This is a genomic window from Hymenobacter sp. 5317J-9, assembly GCF_022921075.1.
Lineage (GTDB): Bacteria > Bacteroidota > Bacteroidia > Cytophagales > Hymenobacteraceae > Hymenobacter.
In genome coordinates, this window is sequence record NZ_CP095050.1 from 2,276,257 (window position 1) to 2,295,255 (window position 18,999).

Sequence of the window (18,999 nt, forward strand, 5' to 3'; positions counted from 1 at the left end):
CTGCTACCCCGCAAACCCCGCATACCGCCGCTTGCGCCGCCACGACCGCACGGCCCCGAACACGCCCAATAGCAGCAGCGGCGCGCCGAGGTTCAGCAGTTGCCAGCGGCGGCGCTGTTCGGCCAGCTTCACTTTGTCGAGGGGGCGGAGGGTGATTTGCTTGCCGCGCACGGCAATAAGACCGGTTTCGTCGAGCAGGTAGTCGGTGGCGTTGAGGACCAGCTCGCGGTTGGCAAATTCGGTGTTGGCGAGGCGGTCGAAGCCGAGGCGGTAGGGGTTGCCGGTTTTGGGGTCGATATCGGAGCGGATGAAGTCGCCGTCGGACACGACCAGTATTTTGCTGGGCTTGGCGTTGGCCGGCTTTTCGGGCTGGAACTGCAGGGTGCCGGGCCGGGCGCGGTTGGCAAAGAGCGAGGTAAACTGGCCTTCGAGCAAATACGCCACCGGCTGAAAACCCTTCTGGTAGAGCTTGGGGTTGGGCTCCAGGCGGGCGTCGTTGAAGTTGATGGGCACCGGAGCGGGCAGCACGCGGGTGTAGCGCGAGGTGGTCATCAGGGCAGTTTTGCGGATGCCGGTGGCCTTCACTGTGTCCATGTTGCCGACGAACTTCAGGTACACCGCGTCGAGGTTGCGGGTGATGGGGTGGGGGCTGAACTTGTTGATAAGCGGATAGAGCTGCCAGGGCATGGGCTCGATTTTGGGCTTGTTGCCGTCCATGCCGGTCACCAACGGAATCTGGCCGCTGTTGAGGTCGAGCAGCAGGTTCTGGTTCAGGCGCAGACCGTACTTGAAGAAGAGGTCGTCCAAATTAAGATTGTAGGGCGTGGCCAGGGCCACGCCGTTGCGGCTCACGCTGTCGAGGTCCACCCGCAGTGCATCGACGAAAAACAGCGCCCGGCCGCCATTGGTGATGAACTGGTCGAGCTTGAACTTCTCGTCCTCAGTGTAGGGCGATTTGGGTTGGGCCACTACCACAGCATCGAGCGCGCTGAGGTCCTTTACCTTGTTCAGCGTCACGCGAAACACGTCGTACTGCTGCTGCCAGGTGCCAAGGATGTCGCCCGCCTGCGCATTGGTGAGTTCACCGTGGCCTTCGATGACGCCAATGCGCTTGCGCAACGCCGGCACGAGCGTCCGGATGGTGCTGGCCAGCTCATATTCTAACCCTTCGATGCTTTGGTTGAGGCGCACGTCGGCGGGGGCGGCTTGGTTGCCGCGCAGTAATAGCACGTTACGGTCTTTGCCGCCCACGCTCACCACCGCCCAGGGGAAGATGATTTTCTCGACGCGCTTGCCGTTTTCGGTGGCGCCGAGGTTGGTGGGTTTCAGGCCTTTTTTGAAGAGGGTGGTGTAAAAGGCATTGCGCGCTGCTTCGGTGCCACCCGCGCTGGGGTCGATGAAAATGTAATTCAAATTGGCGCCGCCGTATACCTGAAACTCGTTCAGCGTTTCGCGCACGCCCTGCTCCAGGCGGCGGAAAGCCGGCGGGAAATCGCCGGTGAGGTAGACCGTGATGGTGACCGGCTGCTTCAGGTCGCGCAACAGCTTTTTGGTCGCGTCGGACATGGTGTAGCGCTTTTCCTCGGTCAAATCGACCCGGAAAAAGAAGCGCTGCGCAATGAAATTGAACAGCAGCAGCCCGCCCAGTACGGCGGCAAACGCCAGCAGGTCGCGCTGTTTGCGCGAAGCAGGAACGGGGGCCGTGGCCGGCGAATTAGTCAACGTATTTTCCATTACCAATTGCGGCTCCGTAACACCAGCCGCGTGGCCTGCAACGCCACCGCAACCACACTAAAGAAATAAACTACGTCGCGCGAGTCAATCAGGCCCTTGCTCAGGTCGCGGTAATGCGCCGCAATGCCCAGCTGGCTGATGTAATAAGCCGGGCTGCCCTCCAGCACCGAGGCCAGCGAGTCGAAGCCTGAGTAAATCAGAAAGCACCCCACCACCGCCACCAGAAACGCAATAATCTGGTCGCGGGTAAGGGCCGAAGCCAGGATGCCGATGGCCGCAAACACCGCCGCCAGCAGCGCCAGGCCCAGATACGAACCTACCGTGGCGGCCGAGTCGATGTTGCCCTCGGGGCTGCCCAGCTTGTACACCGAGAAGTAGTAGAGGAGCGTGGGAATCAGGGCCAGCAAGGCAAGTAAGAAGCAAGCCAGGTACTTGCCGCCGATTATCTGCCCGTCGGTGAGCGGGCGCGTCAGGAGCAACTCAATGGTGCCGGCCTTTTTCTCCTCGGCAAAGGTGCGCATGGTAATGGCCGGGATGAGAAACAGGAAAATCCACGGGGCCAGATTAAACAGCGTCTGCAGGTCGGCATAGCCGTAGTCGAGCACGCTGCTGTCGGGAAATACCCAAACGAACAGGCCTGTCGCAATCAGGAAAACCCCCAGCACCACGTAGGCCACGGGGGAGTTCAGGAAGGCGTTGAATTCTTTTCTTAGAATGGTGAGCATAAGGCGTTAGTGCCGGTAAAAGAACGTCATGCTGAGCGGAGCGCAGCGAAGTCGAAGCATCTCGCGTGTGGTAGTAATTCAGTCGTTACAACGTCATGGATTAGTGGTGGCACGCGAGATGCTTCGACTTCGCTGCGCTTCGCTCAGCATGACGTTCAATTCATCATTTCGTCAGTTCCCCAAACACCTCCTCCAGGCTCTGGTGCTCCTGCCGCAGCCCCAGCAAAATCCAGCCTTCCTGGCCGGCCAGCCGAGACACTGCCGCGCGCACGTCCACGCCCGGGGCGGTGCGTAGCAGCACCACGCCACCCGGCGCGGCTTCCACGTGGCGCACACCCGGCAGCTGCGCCAGCTTGGTGGCGTCCACGGCGCCTTCAAACTCGGCACGGACCACCGTTTCGCCGGCGGCACGGGCGGCCAGCTCGGCCACCGGGCTGTCGGCCACCAGCTTGCCGCGGCTGATGATGAGCACGCGCGAGCATAGCGCCGTGACTTCGGGCAAAATGTGGGTGCTGAAAATGACGGTTTTGTCCTCGCCCACTTCCCGAATGAGCTGGCGGATTTCCAGAATCTGGTTGGGGTCGAGGCCGGTGGTGGGCTCGTCGAGGATGAGCACGTCGGGGTCGTGAATGAGGGCCTGGGCCAGGCCCACGCGCTGCCGGTAGCCTTTGCTGAGCGCCCCAATCTGCTTGTTCTGCTCGCGGCTCAGGCCCACCCGGCGCACCAGCTCGGCCACGCGGGTGCGCAGGTTGCGGCCGCTCAGCCCGTGCACCGAGCCGATGAATTCGAGGTACTCGTGCACGTACATGTCCAGGTAGAGCGGGTTGTGTTCGGGCAGGTAGCCCACGTGCCGGCGCACGGCCAGGCTGTCGGTAAGCACATCGTGGCCGGCCACGCGCACGGTGCCCGCCGTGGGCGGTAGGTAGCCGGTGGCAATTTTCATGGTCGTGCTTTTGCCCGCGCCGTTTGGCCCGAGGAAACCCACAATCTCACCTTTGCCCGCCGTGAAGCTGATGTTGTCCACGGCGTTTTGGGTGCCGTAGGTTTTGGTCAGGTGTTCAATTTCTACCATTGGTTGGTGCTTGGTTGTTGGTGCATGGTGCTTGGTTTGTTGTCGCTTGCCCTGTTGGTGCCAGGCACGAAGCACCATGCACCAAGCACTAGTTTTTCACGTTCGCCGGCCGCAGCTGAATTTCCGACACCATCGTGGTGTCGGGCGCCTCGATGGCGTGCACAATGGCGTCGGCAATGGCTTCGGGCTGCATCTTGTAGGGGCTGGGCTCGGCGCCGGGCTCGTTGCCGTTGAAGTTGGTTTCGACCGAGCCGGGCATCACGCACGTCACGCGAATGCCAGCGGGCCGCACCTCTTTAAACAGCGCGTCCGAGAAGCCGCGCACGGCATATTTGGTGGCGCAGTAGCCGCTCATGCCGGCCGTGCCCGCCGTGGCGGCCAGCGAGGCCACGTTCACGATGTGGCCGGCGTGCTGCTTCTTCATTTGCGGCAACACGGCGCGGGTACACAGGAACGTGCCCAGCACGTTGGTGTCGAACATGGTTTTCCAGTCCTCGGTCCGGAAGCCGTCGACTTCGCCCATGATGCCCAGGCCGGCGTTGTTTACCAGCACGTGGATTTCGGAGCCCAGCTCGCGCTGCGTGTTGGTGAAGGCCTCGGCAATGGAGTGTTCGTCCTGCACGTCGCAGGCAAAAAACTGAAACCGGTCGTGCACCAGGCCAGTGGGAGCGGAGCGCGCCCAGCCGGCCACGGCGGCACCGCGCGCCAACAGCGCTTCGACGGTGGCACGGCCGATTCCTTTGCTTGCGCCGGTGACGATGGCGACTTTGCCGGTGAGGTCCATTTATCTTTGGGAAAAGTAAGGATGCAAATGCGCTATACGAGTTTGCGGCCGCAAGTTAGCGGCCTTAGGTGGTTTAAAGGAATGCGCGTCGCCGTCCGCAGCGCAGCGGCCGTGGGGCTGGCCCTGAGCCTTAGCACCTGCAATTCGGGGCCCGACTGCCTCAAGAGCACGGGCGCCGTTGTGACGCAGCAGCGCGACGTGGAACCGGGCCTGGTCACCGTCACGGCCTTTGACAACGTGGACCTGCGCCTCGTGCAGGATACCAAAACCTACGCCGAGGTGCGTGCCGGCGAAAACCTGATTAGCGAAATTGTGCTCACCCGTAAAGGCAATTCGCTCGAAATCAACAACACCAGCACCTGCAACTGGACCCGCAGCTACGACTCGCCCCGCGAAGTCACGCTGCACCTGCCGCGCATTACCAACGTGTTTATGCGCGGCCAGGGCAACGGCAGCACCGTGGGCGAGTTCGTGCAGGATACCGTTTTCTTCCACCTCATCGGAGCCGGCGACTACGACCTTACGGTGCGGGCCAAGCAGCTTTTCCTCGACCAGTACGAGTTGGGCGACATCACCGTGCGCGGCACCACCGACTACATGAACTGCACGCTGGGGGGCGCGGGCCGGCTTTTTGCGCAGGGCATCACGCCGCAAAGCTGCGACGTGAACCTGACCCGCGACAGCGACGGCGACGCGCACGTGCGGGCGTCGCAGCGCCTGGGCGCCACCGTGGCCGGCAACGGCACCCTGTACTACGGTGGGCCGCCTGCGTTCGTCGACATCCGCGTGACGGGCCGGGGCGGCAAGAAAACCGAGTAATTTGCCCGACTGCATCAGTTCAATCCCACATGCAATTGCCGGATTTTCAATTCGCTTCTGGATTAGGACTCGCTTACCCGGTGATAAAATTCGGGCTGCTGGTTTTCATGGCGTGTAGCAGTGCCATGTGGCGCGAAAGCCGCTGGCCGGTGGTAGTGGCCCTGGCGGCCGGCATTGGGCTGGCAGCCTTCGGCGCGCTATTTAAAATTGAGCATTGGGCGATGGGCGACGAAATACTGCTGGCCGGAGCTGCCCTGGTGGCGGGCAGCTCCGCCTGGTGGTACCGGGCCAAGCCGCAGCGCCGCTTGCTCGACCACCTCAAGCTAGCCTGGGTGGGTGCTGCCTGCGCCGCGCTGGCGTTTGTAGCAGTTTATCCTCCCATGATACGGCCGCTGGCCGGCCTTGCCGAAACGCTGTTCTGGGCCATGGCATTGCTCTTCGTCTATCAGCGTTGGATTCGTCGTCCCAGCCAAGCTTCTTAAAGCTACAAATCGCCCAGCTGTGGCCGAATCAATAATTCTTCTACCACGGCGTGGGGCGAGAGCGAGTAGGTGCCGAACACGGCTTCGGCCACATCTTCGGCCTGCACGAACCGCTCGGCGGGCAGGTCCACACCGGCCCAGCTGGCCGTGAGGGTGGGGCCGGGCAGCACCGCCGTCACGCGCACGCCGCTGGGCTTCAGCTCCTCGCGCAGGTTTTTGGTGAAGCCCAGCAGGGCGTGCTTGGCAATGCCGTAGGAGCCGCCGTTGGGGTAGGCCGTGATGCTGGCCGTGGAGCAAATGGTGAAAATGTGCCCCCGGCCCTGGGCAATGAAACCCGGCAGCAGGGGCAGGGTCACGTCGTAGGCGCTGAGCAGGTTCACGGCCAGCATCTGGCGCAGCTGCGAGCCGTCGGCGGGCTCGTCCTGCAGGCGGCCGGGCACGAAGGCGCCGGCGTTGTTCACCAGCACTTCCACGGGCAGGTCCAGGCTTTGCACGAAGGCCGCAAAGCGGGCGCAGTCGCCGGGCTGGCTGAGGTCGGCGGGTAGGGTGTGCAGCGCGGCGCCGGGAATGGCAGCGCTAAGTTCGGCGGTGAGGGCCGCCAGGTCGTCGCTTGAGCGGGCGCAGGTGGCCACCGGAAAGCCCGCCTGCAGAAAGCGCGACACGACGGCGCGGCCAATACCTTTGCTGCCGCCGGTCACGACAATTAATTTTTCGTTCGGTTCCACTGTCTTCTCCTGATTTTACGTAAAGTCCCGCGGCGCCTCAAACGTCTTGCGTCGCAACGCCGGGCCCCAAACTTCGGCTTTAATTCTTACCCAACCTCATGCTAACAACTTTCGGCTCGTTCGTTCTCTTTCTGCGCGGCATGGTCACGCGCACCGAGCGGTTCCGCGTCCTCTGGAACCGCACCATCGACGAAGCCATTCTCATCGGGGTCGATTCCGTGGTCATCGTGTCCATCGTGTCGGCCTTCATCGGCGCCGTTACCTGCGTCCAGATTGCTTACAACCTCACCAATCCGCTCATTCCGCAGTCCACCATCGGCTACATGGTGCGCGAAATGACTATTCTCGAGCTCGCGCCCACCATCACCAGCATCGTGCTGGCCGGCAAAGTGGGTTCCAGCATCGCCGGCGGCCTGGGCACCATGCGCATCACCGAGCAGATTTCAGCCCTCGAAGTAATGGGCATCAATTCGACCTCGTACCTCGTGCTGCCGCGCATTCTGGCGGCCGTGCTCATGTTTCCGCTGCTGGTCATCATGGCCATGCTGCTGTCCATCTTGGGCGGCTATCTCGCCGGCACGCTCACCGGCGTGATGACGGCCCAGGACTACGTGGAAGGCATTCGCACCGATTTTATTCCTTACAACATTCTTTTCGCCCTCATCAAGGCCGTGGTGTTTGCCTTCCTGGTGTCGGGCATCTCGTCGTTTAAGGGCTATTTCACCACCGGCGGTGCCCTCGAAGTGGGCGCGGCCAGCACCGGCGCCGTGACCAACTCCATCATCGCCATCCTGATTGCCGACTTCGCCCTGGCGGCGCTGCTGCTTTAAAAACAATGGCTGAATGGCTGAATGGGCGAATGAGTGAAGCTGCGGAAGCCACTCATTCAGCCATTCAGCCATGCGCCCATTCACTCATTGAATCATGATTGAAGTATCCAACATCGAAAAGTCGTTCAACGGCACGCCCGTGCTCAAAGGCATTTCGTGCGTGTTCGAATCGGGCAAGTGCAACCTGCTGCTCGGCGGTTCGGGCACCGGCAAAAGCGTGCTCCTGCAGTGCATCGTGGGGCTGATGAAGCCCGACATCGGTTCCATCACCTTTGATGGCACGGTGTACACTAACAGCAAAATTGACATCCGGCAGGAAATCCGGCGCAAAATCGGGATGCTGTTCCAGGGCTCGGCCCTGTTCGACTCCATGACGGTGGCCCAGAACGTGGAGTTTCCGCTCCAGATGCTGACGCCTGAAATGACGCCCGAAGAGCGCCGCGAACGAGTAGAATTCTGTCTCAAGCGCGTGGGCCTCGAAAACGCCGGCGACAAGATGCCCGCCGAAATCTCGGGCGGCATGAAGAAACGCGTGGGCATTGCCCGCGCCATTGCCCCGCAGTGTACCTACCTGTTTTGCGACGAGCCCAACTCCGGCCTCGACCCCGCCACCAGCATCAAGATTGACGAGTTGATTCACGAAATCACGCACGAATACAACATCACCACCGTCATCGTGACCCACGACATGAACTCGGTGATTGAAATCGGCGAGCACATCATCTTCCTGCACCAAGGCAAAAAGCTCTGGGACGGCACCAAAGACGAAATCCTCAACGCCACCGTGCCCGAGCTCAAGGAGTTCATTTTCAGCAGCAGTCTGGTGCGCGCCGCCAAGCGCATTGACGAAGAAACCGAAGGCGGCATGGCTGCTTTCACCGAAGAAAGCGAAGCCGGCGGCGGCATCTAGAATCGGATAAAAGTGTAACCCGAAGCTGCGCTTCGGTCCGCAGGAGCAATACCCGCCGGGCCGAAGCGCAGCTTCGGGGTACGCTTTTTATGCTCCTACGCCTGCAACAACTGCAGATGCCCCAAGTGGTGCCGCCCGTGCCAGGCATATAGCGCCAGCGTCTGGTCCAGCGTCGAAGTGCGTTGGTTGCCGGGGTGGTAGAAGGTGCGCTGCCATTGCTCTTCGGTGAGGTGGTGCAGCAGCGTCACAAAGCGCGAATGCAGCGCCTCCAGCAAGGTGAGCGACACGGTGATGGGCGTGGCCGCCACATCTGGCAGCTCGGCCCAGGCCGCTTCCTCGTAGGGCTTAATGGTGGGATTTTCCTCAGTCAGGGCCAGCTTGAAACGCACGTAGGCGTTCAGGTGAGAGTCGGCCACGTGGTGTATTACCTGGCGGCCGTTCCAGCCGCCGGGGCGGTAGGGGCGTTCCAGGCCCACGCCGCCCACGGCCTTGGCGGCTGCTGTGAGCTGGGCCGGAAGCTCAGCTATCTGCCCGATAAGCACGGTGCGTTCGGCAGGAGTGAGGGGCCCGCTGGGCAGTTGCGGGCGTCCCACGGGGTATTTCAGGGAGTCGTCGGATGCATTCATGGGGGCAAAGAAAGCAAAAGCGCCGCCTCTGAGTGAGGCGGCGCTTTCGTATTTGGCATAAAACAAGGGTTTGGGTTTACCCGTTGCGCTTGTTGAGCTCGTCGCGGATTTTGGCGGCCTTTTCGTAATCCTCCTTTTCGAGGGCCTGGGCCAGCATTTTGGTCAGCTCGTCCAACGACACCTGGCCGCTGGGCTCGCGCGGTTCGGGCTGGGCCCGGCTGGGCCGGGGAGCGTCCGAATCGTCGTCCTCGTCGTCTTCGTCCTCGTCTTCTTCCGCCTCGCTTTCCACCTCATCGAGGTCGGAGAGGATGATGCCGGCCTCGCTCAGCACGCTTTCCACGGTGTAGATGGGCACGCCGAAACGCAGGCCAATGGCAATGGCATCAGAAGGCCGGGCGTCTATGTCGAAGGTGGTGGCGCCGTCCGAGCACACGATGCGCGAATAGAACACGCCTTCCTTCAAATCGGAAATCACCACTTCCAGAATCACCACGTGCACGTGCTCGGCAAAGGACTTGAACAGGTCGTGGGTGAGCGGGCGGTTGGGGCTGATTTTCTCGATTTGGATGGCAATGCTCTGGGCCTCGAACATGCCGATGATGATGGGCAGGCGGCGGTTGCCGCCCTTCTCGCCCAGAATCAGCGCGAAGGAGCCAGACTGCGACTGGCTGGACGACAGGCCCAGGATTTCAAGCTGGATTTTTTTCAAGGGAATGGGTACTGTGTGTCTTGGGTGGCTTGGGAAGGATGGGCAGGGCCCGGCCGCGGCCGGTGGGCAGGATGTACGTGCAAATAAAGAAAAGTCCGGGCATCTGCCGCCAAAACCTCCCCCGTAATACGGGATAACCGAAAAAAGATTGGGGGCTTAAGCCCCGGCGTCCTTGCGAAAACCAGCTGCCTAAGCCCCCATTCCCATGTAAGCGGAATTAATTCAGCGCTTTAACAGCCGCCGTCAGTTTAGGCAATACGTCGAACACATCGCCCACAATGCCGTAGTCCGCCGCTTTAAAGAAGGGGGCTTCGGGGTCTTTGTTGATGACCACGATGACTTTGCTGCTGTTCACGCCGGCCAGGTGCTGAATGGCACCCGAAATGCCGCAGGCAATGTACAGGTTCGGCGACACGGTAATGCCCGTTTGGCCCACGTGCTCGTGGTGAGGGCGCCAGTCCACGTCGCTCACCGGCTTGGAGCAGGCCGTGGCCGCGCCCAGGGCTTTGGCCAGGTCCTCAATCAGGCCCCAGTTTTCGGGGCCTTTCATGCCGCGGCCGCCCGACACCACGCGCTCGGCCTCGGGCAGCAGCACGCCGCCCGCCTGGTCCTGCATCACCACCTGCTTGGGAGCATCGGCAAAATCGGCGTCCGACAGCTGGGCCGAGAAGCTCGTCACTTCGGCGGTTTTGCCGGCGTCGTGCTGGGCCTCGGTCGAATTTTTCTTCACGGCAATGATTTTGCGGTCGCCGCTCAGCACCACGTCCGAAAACGCCTTGCCCGAGAATGCGCCGCGCTTCACCGTGAACTGGTCGCCGCTGATTTTGGGCAGCTCCACCACGTTGGTGGCCAGGCTGGCCTTCAGGCGCACCGACAGGCGCGAACCCACAGCCGCACCGATGTTGCTGTTGGCCAGCACAATGATTTTAGCGCTTTCCTGCTCGGCCGCCGTGGCGATGAGCTTGGTGTAGGCGTTGTTCACGAAGTCCTTCAGGCGGGGCTCGGCGTCGTACAGCACTTTCGTGATGCCCTGCTCGCCCAGCTTGGCCAGGTTGGCTTCATTGGCTTCGCCTACGGCAATGGCCGTGGCGGTGGTGCCCAGTTGGGCCGCTACCTGGGCACCATACGAGGCCACTTCCAGCGACGACTTTTTTACTTCGCCGTCGGCGCATTCAACTACAACTAATACAGACATGGTTTTTGCTTTTTGTCATCCTGAGCGCAGCGAAGGACCTTATCACGCTGGCGCCATTGGTTTAGTTAAAGCCAACGAAAGCAGCCGTGATAAGATGCTTCCTTCGTCAGCATGACAGACGTAATTAAATTACTTTGGCTTCGTTGCGGAGCAGCTTGATGAGCTCGCCGGCGTTTTCGGCGTCGATGAGCTTCACGCCCTGCTTCTTGGGCGGCAGCGCGTACTCGGCCACGGTGGTGCGGGCGGGCTCGCCCACGGCGGGTACCACTTTCAGGGGCTTGGTGCGGGCCGTCATGATGCCGCGCATGTTGGGGATGCGGGGCTCGCACATGGGCTGCTGGCAAGAGGCCACGAAGGGCGTGTTGACGGTCACAATCTCCTTGCCGCCCTCAATTTCGCGCTCCAGCGTGGCGGTGTTGCCGCTCAGGTCGAGCTTCATGGCCGGGGCCACCGTGGTGATGCCCAGCATCTCGCCCACCATGCCGTGCACCTGGAAGCCGTTGTAGTCGATGCTTTCCTTGCCCATCAAAATCACGTCATAGGCACCTTCCTTGGCAATGGCAGCAATCTGCTCGGCCACGAAGTAGGCATCGGTGGGGACGGCATCCACGCGGATGGCGTCGTCGGCGCCAATAGCCAGGGCCTTGCGGATGTTGGGCTCGGTGTCGGCCTGGCCCACGTTCAGCACCGTCACGGTGCCGCTGCCGGCGGCTTCCTTCAGCTCAATGGCGCGGGTGAGGGCGTATTCGTCCCAGGGGTTAATCACGAACTGCACCCCGGCCTTGTTGAACTCCTTGTTATCGGGAGTGAAGGTGATTTTGGTGGTCGTGTCGGGCACGTTGGAAATGCAAACCAGAAACTTCATCTAAACGGGGCTTGAGTGGGCGAAAAAGCGAAAAAAAGGCTGCATGCATAACAACCTACGAGAGCTAACCGTTTCCGGCAGCCCATCTTTGTCAGGGCAAGTGCGGGGGAAAAGCCGCAATTTTGCCCCAAAGGTAAACAAAACTTGCGCCCTATGAACACCCCGGCCACCCGTTTGCAGCAGCTGCTGGCTTTCTACGAAGACGACCCGACCGACGCCTTCACCATTTACGCCCTCGCCACCGAATACCGGGCCCAGGAGCCGGAGCATGCATGGGAGTTTTACCAGAAGCTGCTCACGGAGCATCCTGATTACGTGGGCACGTATTACCACGCCGGCAAGCTGCTGGAGCAATTTGGTAAGAAGGACGAAGCCGAAAAGGTTTATCGCGCCGGCTTGGCCACGGCCAAAAAAGCCGGCCAGCAGCACGCTGCCAGCGAATTGCTGCAGGCCCTGAACCAGTGCCTGGGCCTCGACTACGAAGACGACTAACTCTTAAACCGACATTCACTGAGAGGCTAACCAATGCTTTGGGCGCCAGGCTTACGGTAGATTCCAGTAGTTGAATACAAGCAGTATGGTGGGCAATGGGCTGCTGATTTGAGCTGATTGTATAGAAATTCCGCTACATAGCGGTGCTGTTGGTGATTTTGCGTTCGGCGGGAGCTGCGGGCAGTTTAGCGGGCAAATACTGTGGTTTATCGGTAGGGCCATCGGTAGCGGCCACGCGGTGAGCAACTTTGTTTCCCTCCTTGCCCGTAAAGAGGGAAGCCACCTACTTACTCTACCCGAATGAAGACTTTCCTCACGACTGTAAAAGGTACCTTTTCGCCGGAGCTGACCGGGCATCTGGCCGCGCGGCTCGGCGAAAGCGAAACCCGCGTGCGGAAGGTGCTTGGGGCCGCCGTACCGCTGGTGCTGGGGGCCATCATCAGGCAGGCGCAGGCGGGCGCGGCCCTGCAAGTGCACGCCCTGAGCCTGCAGGCCCTGCGCAAAGCTCCGACCTGCGTCAGTCCCGTGACCTGCGCGCTGGGCATGCTCGGCAGCGGCCCTGCCGCGGGCGGCGCCCTGCGGCAGGCCGAGGTGCTGCTGTTTGCGCTATTTGGCGCCGAGGCTTTGCAGCTGGCCGACCAGCTCAGCGCGCACGCAGGCGTGCAGCCGGCCGCTGCCGAGGACTTGGTAAAGCTAGTGGGAGCGGTGGCAGCAGCCACCTTGGGCCAGCAGGCGCAGCACGCCACGGCGGCCGAACTGGCCGTGTGCCTTGCCAACCTCAAAGTACCCGTAGCGGAACTGCTCGCCTCAACTCCCCCGGCGATGCGTGCGCTGCTTGCCCCCCTTGGCCCTAAGCAAGCCGTTGGTGAGGGCCTACTTGGGGCGCTGCAGCAGGAGCGGGGAGCAGGACTGCGAAAACTGCACGTGCAAATGGGCCAGTCGCTGCTGGCCTTCGTGAGCGTAGCAACGGGCACCGCCTTCCTGTGGGATACCCTGTGCGGCTTGGTAGCGGCCACCTACTGGGCCGCCGATACCTTGCCGGTGCTGAAGCCGGCCGTGCCACTGGTGCTACAGCGGCTGGGCACGCTGAACGGTTTCACTTGGTAAATCCGGCCTTTCGCCGAGGCTAAGCAGTTGTTTACAGCCTGCCGGAATGTTTCATTTTATCCTCATGCGGGCCCGGTCACCTTTGTTGAGTAATCAACATTGAATATGTTCCGTGTAACCTTAGTGGCGTTGCTGAGTGCCGCGGCCCTGACGGGCCCGGTGGCCGCCCACGCCAGTCCCGCCGCCCCGGCCGATACCATTCGCCTGACCCTGCCGCAGGCCGAACAGCAATTCTTCCAGAATAATCTGGCCGTGCTGGCGCAGCAGTACAACGTGACGGTGGCCCAGGCCCAGGCCGTGCAGGCCCGCCTCATCGACAACCCCACCATTTATGTGGAGCAGGATGTGCTGCGCCGCCGCATCTCCCGCCCAACGGTGCCGGAGGGCACGGTGAGCAGCGAGGCCATTGTGACCGTGCAGCAATTGTTTTCGCTGGCCGGCCGCCGCAAGGCCGCGGGCCAAGCCGCCCAACAGGCGGCCGTGGTGGAGCAGTATAACCTGCAGGACCTGCTGCGCAACTTGCGCTACCAACTGCGCACCACTTTCTACGACCTGTATTTCAAACAGCTGACGCTGCGGGCCTACGCCACCGAAATCAGCTCCCTCAGCCGCACGGTGGGGCTGTACCAAACGCAGTTCGAGAAGGGCAACATTGCCCTGAAAGAGGTCATTCGTCTGCGGGCGTTTCTTTTCACGCTGCAAAGTGAGCGGCAAAACCTGCTCAACGACGTGGCCTCGGACCAAACGGACCTGCACGTGCTGCTGCGCGATGCTACCGGCACGCAGTACGTGCCCCAAGCCGACCTGGCCCGCACCCGCGCCCTGAGCCTGCAAGGGTATCCGGAGCAGGCGCTCATCGATACGGCCCTGGTGCGCCGCACCGACCTCAACGCCCGCCGCGCCACCCTGGAGCAGCAGAACCTGAACCTGCGCCTGCAGCAGAAGCTGGCCACGCCCGACCTGGCCGTGGGCTACACCTACGACAAGGCCGGCTCCTACATCAACAATTACCAGGCGTTGACCCTGGGCATTGCGGTGCCGCTTTTTAATCGGAACCAAGGCAACATTCAGGCAGCTAAGGCGCAGGTGGCCGGCAGCAAGCTGCAGGTCGACCAGCAGCAACTGGTGGTACAGAGCGAAGTGCACCAGGCGTACCAGCTGGCGGCGCGTAACGACGAGCTGTTTCAGAACACCGACCGCGACACGGCCCCCTTTGCGCGCCTGATGGTGGGCATCGAGCAGAGTTACGCCAAGCGCATCCTGAGCGTGGTGGAATACCTCGACTTTTTCGAGTCCTACAAGAACAACTTGGTGCAACTTAATACGCTGCGTGCCAACCGCGTGCGGGCTTTCGAGCAGCTGAATTTTGCCGTGGGCAAGCCAGTATTCCGCGCCGACTAAGCCTGGCTCAGCCACCCACAGACCCCGCCTTTATCCTGAAAAATCATAAGCTGCTGGCCCAAGGCCATCGGCTAACACCAACCTCCTCATGAATCGCTCCTTTCTGGCATTGCTGACCGCTGTAACCCTGGTTGGCTGCTCCAAAACCGAAGTCAAAGAAGAAAAGAAGGAGGGCTTCCGCCTGTCCGACACCATGATGCAGCAGATTGTGCTCGACACCGTGCGCCTGCGCCCGGTGCAGGACGAGCTGGTGCTGACCGGCGAAATTGCTACCGACGGTGACAAAACCGTGAAAGTGTACCCGCTCGTGGGCGGCGTGGTGGAGCAATTAAAAGTGCAGCTCGGCGACAAGGTGGAAAAAGGCCAGGTACTGGCCGTTATTAAATCGGGCGAGATTGCCGACGTGCAGAACCAGACCACTGCCGCCAGCTCCGACCTCGACATTGCCCGCAAGAACCTGGCCGTGGCCGAGGACATGTTCAAAGCCGGCCTGAATTCGGAGCGCGACGTGGTGCTGGCCCGCGCCGAGGTGACCAAAGCCCGCGGCACCGTGGGCAAGAACGTGAAGCAGCTCAGCGTGTACGGCATCGGCAAGGATGGCATGTACGAGCTGCGGGCGCCCATTTCAGGCTTCATCACGGAGAAGAATGCGACCGACCACGAGCAGTTTAACAACGACAACGTGGGCAACCTCTTCACGGTGAGCAACCTCGACGATGTATGGATTATGGCCAACGTGTTCGAGTCGGACATTTCGAAGGTGAAGGAAGGCTACTCGGCCGACGTGACCACGCTGAGCTATCCGGACAAGCATTTCCGGGGCAAAATCGACAAGGTCTTCAACGTGCTCGACCCCGACAGCAAGGTGATGAAGGTGCGCGTGCGCCTCGAAAATCCCGGCTACCTGCTGAAGCCGGAAATGTATGCCCAGGTGCGCGTCGAGAACACGGAAGGGGCAAAGGCCCTGGCCGTGCCCGCCAAATCGGTGGTGTTTGACAAGGACCGCAACTTCGTGATGGTGTACAAGGACCGCACCCACGTGGAAACCCGCCCGGTTACCATCAGCAAAACGGTGGGCGACTACAGCTACGTGAGCGCTGGCCTGAAGCCCGGCGACGTGGTGATTGCCAAAGACCAACTCCTCGTGTACGACGAGCTGAACGACTAAGCTTTTTTCAACAAACAGTGACGCCAAGCACGAGCTTTTTGGCCGTGTTTGGGGTCACTGTTGCCGTTAAAGTCGGCGCCATCTTCATCGTTTCCTCATTGCTAGAAACTGAAAATGAATAAGTTCATTCAAGGCATCATCGCCTTTTCGCTTAAGAATAAAGGCTTCATCTTTCTCATGACCTTGGTGGTGATAGTGATGGGCGTGGTGAGCTACCGGAACACGCCCATCGAGGCATTTCCGGACGTGACCAATACCGAAATCACCATCATCACGCAGTGGCCCGGCCGCTCGGCCGAGGAGATGGAGAAGTTCGTGACCGTGCCCATCGAAATTGCCCTGAACCCGGTGCAGAAAAAGGCGTCGGTGCGCAGCACCACGCTGTTCGGGCTGTCGGTGGTGAAGGTCATTTTCGACGATGGCGTGGACGACGCTTTTGCCCGGCCGCAGGTGAACAACCTGCTGCGCGAGGTGGATTTGCCCGACGGCATCACGCCCGACGTGCAGCCGCCCTACGGCCCCACCGGCGAAATTTACCGCTACACGCTGGAAAGCAAAACCAAAACCGTGCGCGAGCTTAAAACCCTGCAGGACTGGGTGATTGAGCGCAACCTGAAAGCCGTGCCCGGAGTGGCCGACGTGAACAGCTTCGGCGGCGAGGTGAAGGACTACGAAATTGCGGTGAACCCCGGCAAGCTGCAGGATTTTGGCCTCACGCCGCTCGACCTGTACAACGCCGTGCAGCGCTCCAACATCAACGTGGGCGGCGACGTGATAAACCAGGGCCAGCAGAACTACGTGGTGCGCGGTATCGGCCTGCTCAACAATATCTCAGATATCACCAACACGGTAATTAAGAACGTGAACGGGGTGCCGATTCTGGTGCGCGACGTGGCCAAAGTAACCGAAAGCGCCCTGCCGCGCCTGGGCCAGGTGGGCCGCGGGATGGAGGACGACAAGCTCGAAGGCATTGTGGTGATGCGCAAGGGCGAAAACCCCTCGGAAGTTATTGCCCGCCTGCACGATAAGGTGGAGGAGCTGAACTCGAAAATTCTGCCGCCCGACGTGAAGATGAAAACCTTCTACGACCGGCAACAGCTCATCGATTTCTCCACGGAAACGGTGATTCACAACCTGATGGAGGGGATTGTACTGGTCACGCTCATCGTGTTCCTTTTCATGGCCGACTGGCGCACGACGGTGATTGTATCGGTGATTATTCCGCTGGCGCTGCTGTTTGCCTTCATCTGCCTGCGCCTGCGCGGCATGAGCGCCAACCTGCTGAGCATGGGCGCGATTGACTTCGGCATCATCATCGACGGGGCCGTGGTGATGGTGGAAGGGCTGTTCGTGGCCCTCGACCACAAGGCGCACGAACTGGGCATGGAGCGGTTCAACAAGCTCTCGAAGCTGGGGTTGATTAAGAAGTCGGGCCGCGACATGGGCAAGTCCATCTTCTTCGCCAAGGCCATTATCATCACGGCCTTGCTGCCCATTTTCTCCTTCGAAAAAGTGGAAGGCAAAGTGTTCAGCCCGCTGGCCTGGACACTGGGCTTCGCCCTGCTGGGCGCCCTGATTTTCACCCTGACGCTGGTGCCGGTGCTGGTGAGCATCCTGCTGAAAAAGAACGTGAAGGAGAAGGACAACTTCTTCGTGCGCGGCGTGAACAACGGCGCCAACCGCTTCTTCCGCTTCACCTACGCCCGAAAAACGGCCACGCTCATCATCGCCTTCGTGGTGACGGCGCTGGGGCTTTACTCCTTCACCTTCCTGGGTTCGGAGTTTTTGCCGGAGCTTAACGAGGGCTCGATTTACGTGCGGGCGCAGCTGCCGCTGAGCATCAGCCTTGAGTCATCGAATGAGCTGTGTAACCAGATGCGGCGCGACTTTTTGAGCTTCCCCGAAGTGAGCGACGTGGTTAGCCAGACCGGCCGCCCCAACGACGGTACCGACCCCACGGGCTTCTACAACAACGAGTTCCTGGTGCAGCTCAAGCACACGCCGGAGGTGGAGAAGAAGATGAAAGCCAAGGCCTACCGCGAGAATCTGGTGGAGCGCATGAAGGACAAGCTCGACAAATACACGGGCGTCGACTTCAACTTCTCGCAGCCCATTACCGACAACGTGGAGGAAGCCGCTTCGGGCGTGAAAGGCTCTATTGCGGTTAAGATTTACGGCACCGACCTAGCCACGCTGGAAGCCAAGGCCCGCGAAGTATATGAGGTGCTGAAAACGGTAAAGGGCATTGACGACCTGGGCGTGTTGCGCAACATTGGGCAGCCCGAGTTCCACGTCGATTTGGACGAGCGCCGCATGGCCAGCTACGGCGTGGATAAATCGGATGCCAACTCGGTGCTGGAAATGGCCGTGGGCGGCAAGGAAGCCACGCAACTGTATGAGGGCGAGCGCAAATTCCCCATTCGGGTGCGCTACGAGCCCCAGTTCCGCCAAACGCCCACCGAAATTGCGGCCCTGATGGTGCCCACTCAGAGCGGCAAAACCATTCCGCTCTCCGAAATTGCTAACATCGGCTCCGTCACCGGCCCGAGCCTGATTTACCGCGACGACAACCGCCGCTTCGCCGCCGTGAAGTTTTCGATTCGCGGCCGCGACATGGGTTCGACCATCAAGGAAGCGCAGGAAAAAGTGAACCGCCACGTGAAGCTGCCCGCCGGCTACGAGCAGAAATGGACCGGTGATTTCGAGAACCAGCGCCGGGCCCAGCAGCGCCTCACGCAGGTGGTGCCTATCTCGCTGGGCCTCATTTTCTTCATCCTTTTCATCCTGTTCAGCAACCTCAAGGATGCCGGGCTGGTACTGCTCAACGTGCCGTTTGCCATCATCGGCGGCATTGCGGCGCTGCTCATCACGCACACCAACTTCTCGATTTCGGCCGGCATTGGCTTCATCGCCCTGTTCGGTATCTGTATCCAGAACGGCGTGATTCTTATCTCTGTCTTCAAGCAAAACCTGGTCAAAAAGCATACGCTTGACCATTCCATCAACGAAGGCGTGATTTCGCGGGTGCGCCCCGTGGTGATGACGGCCCTCATGGCCACCATCGGCCTGATGCCGGCTGCTATCAGTACGGGCATCGGTTCGGAGACTTCGAAGCCGCTGGCCATTGTGGTAATTGGTGGCCTGATAACGGGTACCATCCTCACGCTCTTTGTGTTCCCGCTGGTATTCGAGCGCTTCTACCGCTCAGAGCATACGCATTACGGCGACGATTTGGCCGCCGAGCGGGCAAACCGCGAGCAGCCAGTAGGAGCGCATTAACCTATGGCCTTTAACCTTCCGGCTAAAAAAGCCCACTGCCTAATCAGGCGGCGGGCTTTTTTCATGCTTGCCAGCT

At 60.8% G+C, this 18,999-nt stretch carries 18 protein-coding genes; 9 read left to right on the plus strand and 9 right to left on the minus strand.

The window, feature by feature from the left end:
* Positions 1-3 precede the first annotated feature (3 nt).
* The 4 genes from gldG to MUN81_RS09505 form a co-directional block, all read right to left on the minus strand.
* Positions 4-1,734, minus strand: a complete 1,731-nt coding sequence (gene gldG, locus MUN81_RS09490) for a gliding motility-associated ABC transporter substrate-binding protein GldG (RefSeq protein WP_245117060.1) — start codon at positions 1,732-1,734, stop codon at positions 4-6.
* Positions 1,734-2,459: a gliding motility-associated ABC transporter permease subunit GldF gene (gldF, locus tag MUN81_RS09495; RefSeq protein WP_245117061.1), complete on the minus strand. Its 726-nt coding sequence runs from the start codon at positions 2,457-2,459 to the stop codon at positions 1,734-1,736. Before gldF ends, gldG begins: the two co-directional genes overlap by 1 nt.
* 163 nt (positions 2,460-2,622) lie before the next feature.
* On the minus strand, positions 2,623-3,531 hold the full coding sequence (gene gldA, locus MUN81_RS09500) for a gliding motility-associated ABC transporter ATP-binding subunit GldA (RefSeq protein ID WP_245117062.1): 909 nt from the start codon (positions 3,529-3,531) through the stop codon (positions 2,623-2,625).
* A gap of 88 nt (positions 3,532-3,619) precedes the next feature.
* A complete protein-coding gene (locus MUN81_RS09505; protein WP_245117063.1) occupies positions 3,620-4,315 on the minus strand; it encodes an SDR family NAD(P)-dependent oxidoreductase in 696 nt (231 codons plus the stop codon).
* Positions 4,316-4,396: 81 nt separating this feature from the next.
* On the opposite strand from MUN81_RS09505, the gene MUN81_RS09510 reads away from it, so the two are divergent.
* Together MUN81_RS09510 and MUN81_RS09515 are read left to right on the plus strand one after the other, a co-directional pair.
* Entirely contained in the window at positions 4,397-5,134 is a 738-nt protein-coding gene (locus tag MUN81_RS09510) for a DUF2807 domain-containing protein (protein WP_245117064.1), read from the plus strand.
* An 80-nt stretch (positions 5,135-5,214) separates the two neighbouring features.
* On the plus strand, positions 5,215-5,616 hold the full coding sequence (locus MUN81_RS09515) for a hypothetical protein (RefSeq protein ID WP_245117065.1): 402 nt from the start codon (positions 5,215-5,217) through the stop codon (positions 5,614-5,616).
* A gap of 2 nt (positions 5,617-5,618) precedes the next feature.
* Here the strand turns inward: MUN81_RS09515 and MUN81_RS09520 are convergent, their stop codons facing one another.
* Positions 5,619-6,341 (minus strand): SDR family oxidoreductase, encoded by a 723-nt coding sequence (locus MUN81_RS09520; RefSeq protein ID WP_245117066.1) that lies wholly within the window; start codon positions 6,339-6,341, stop codon positions 5,619-5,621.
* A gap of 98 nt (positions 6,342-6,439) precedes the next feature.
* On the opposite strand from MUN81_RS09520, the gene MUN81_RS09525 reads away from it, so the two are divergent.
* Together MUN81_RS09525 and MUN81_RS09530 are read left to right on the plus strand one after the other, a co-directional pair.
* Positions 6,440-7,171, plus strand: a complete 732-nt coding sequence (locus MUN81_RS09525) for an ABC transporter permease (RefSeq protein ID WP_245117067.1) — start codon at positions 6,440-6,442, stop codon at positions 7,169-7,171.
* Between the two features lie 94 nt (positions 7,172-7,265).
* Complete coding sequence (locus MUN81_RS09530) at positions 7,266-8,081, plus strand: ATP-binding cassette domain-containing protein (protein WP_245117068.1); 816 nt, start codon at positions 7,266-7,268, stop codon at positions 8,079-8,081.
* Positions 8,082-8,176: 95 nt separating this feature from the next.
* Here the strand turns inward: MUN81_RS09530 and MUN81_RS09535 are convergent, their stop codons facing one another.
* The 4 genes from MUN81_RS09535 to MUN81_RS09550 form a co-directional block, all read right to left on the minus strand.
* Positions 8,177-8,707, minus strand: a complete 531-nt coding sequence (locus MUN81_RS09535; protein ID WP_245117069.1) for a YfiT family bacillithiol transferase — start codon at positions 8,705-8,707, stop codon at positions 8,177-8,179.
* A 76-nt stretch (positions 8,708-8,783) separates the two neighbouring features.
* The gene (locus MUN81_RS09540) at positions 8,784-9,416 is read right to left on the minus strand and encodes a bifunctional nuclease family protein (protein WP_245117070.1); all 633 of its coding nucleotides are present in this window, start codon (positions 9,414-9,416) and stop codon (positions 8,784-8,786) included.
* A gap of 217 nt (positions 9,417-9,633) precedes the next feature.
* On the minus strand, positions 9,634-10,611 hold the full coding sequence (locus tag MUN81_RS09545; RefSeq protein ID WP_245117071.1) for an electron transfer flavoprotein subunit alpha/FixB family protein: 978 nt from the start codon (positions 10,609-10,611) through the stop codon (positions 9,634-9,636).
* 124 nt (positions 10,612-10,735) lie between these two features.
* Entirely contained in the window at positions 10,736-11,476 is a 741-nt protein-coding gene (locus MUN81_RS09550) for an electron transfer flavoprotein subunit beta/FixA family protein (RefSeq protein WP_245117072.1), read from the minus strand.
* Positions 11,477-11,629: 153 nt separating this feature from the next.
* Here MUN81_RS09550 and MUN81_RS09555 point away from each other — a divergent pair, with 153 nt between their 5' ends.
* From MUN81_RS09555 to MUN81_RS09575, 5 genes are all read left to right on the plus strand, one after another.
* On the plus strand, positions 11,630-11,968 hold the full coding sequence (locus MUN81_RS09555) for a tetratricopeptide repeat protein (RefSeq protein ID WP_245117073.1): 339 nt from the start codon (positions 11,630-11,632) through the stop codon (positions 11,966-11,968).
* Positions 11,969-12,268: 300 nt separating this feature from the next.
* Positions 12,269-13,075, plus strand: coding sequence for a DUF937 domain-containing protein (locus tag MUN81_RS09560; protein WP_245117074.1), 807 nt, complete (start codon positions 12,269-12,271; stop codon positions 13,073-13,075).
* Between the two features lie 105 nt (positions 13,076-13,180).
* Complete coding sequence (locus tag MUN81_RS09565) at positions 13,181-14,476, plus strand: TolC family protein (protein ID WP_245117075.1); 1,296 nt, start codon at positions 13,181-13,183, stop codon at positions 14,474-14,476.
* A gap of 88 nt (positions 14,477-14,564) precedes the next feature.
* Entirely contained in the window at positions 14,565-15,644 is a 1,080-nt protein-coding gene (locus MUN81_RS09570; protein ID WP_245117076.1) for an efflux RND transporter periplasmic adaptor subunit, read from the plus strand.
* A 114-nt stretch (positions 15,645-15,758) separates the two neighbouring features.
* Entirely contained in the window at positions 15,759-18,923 is a 3,165-nt protein-coding gene (locus tag MUN81_RS09575) for a CusA/CzcA family heavy metal efflux RND transporter (protein WP_245117077.1), read from the plus strand.
* Positions 18,924-18,999: the final 76 nt, after the last annotated feature.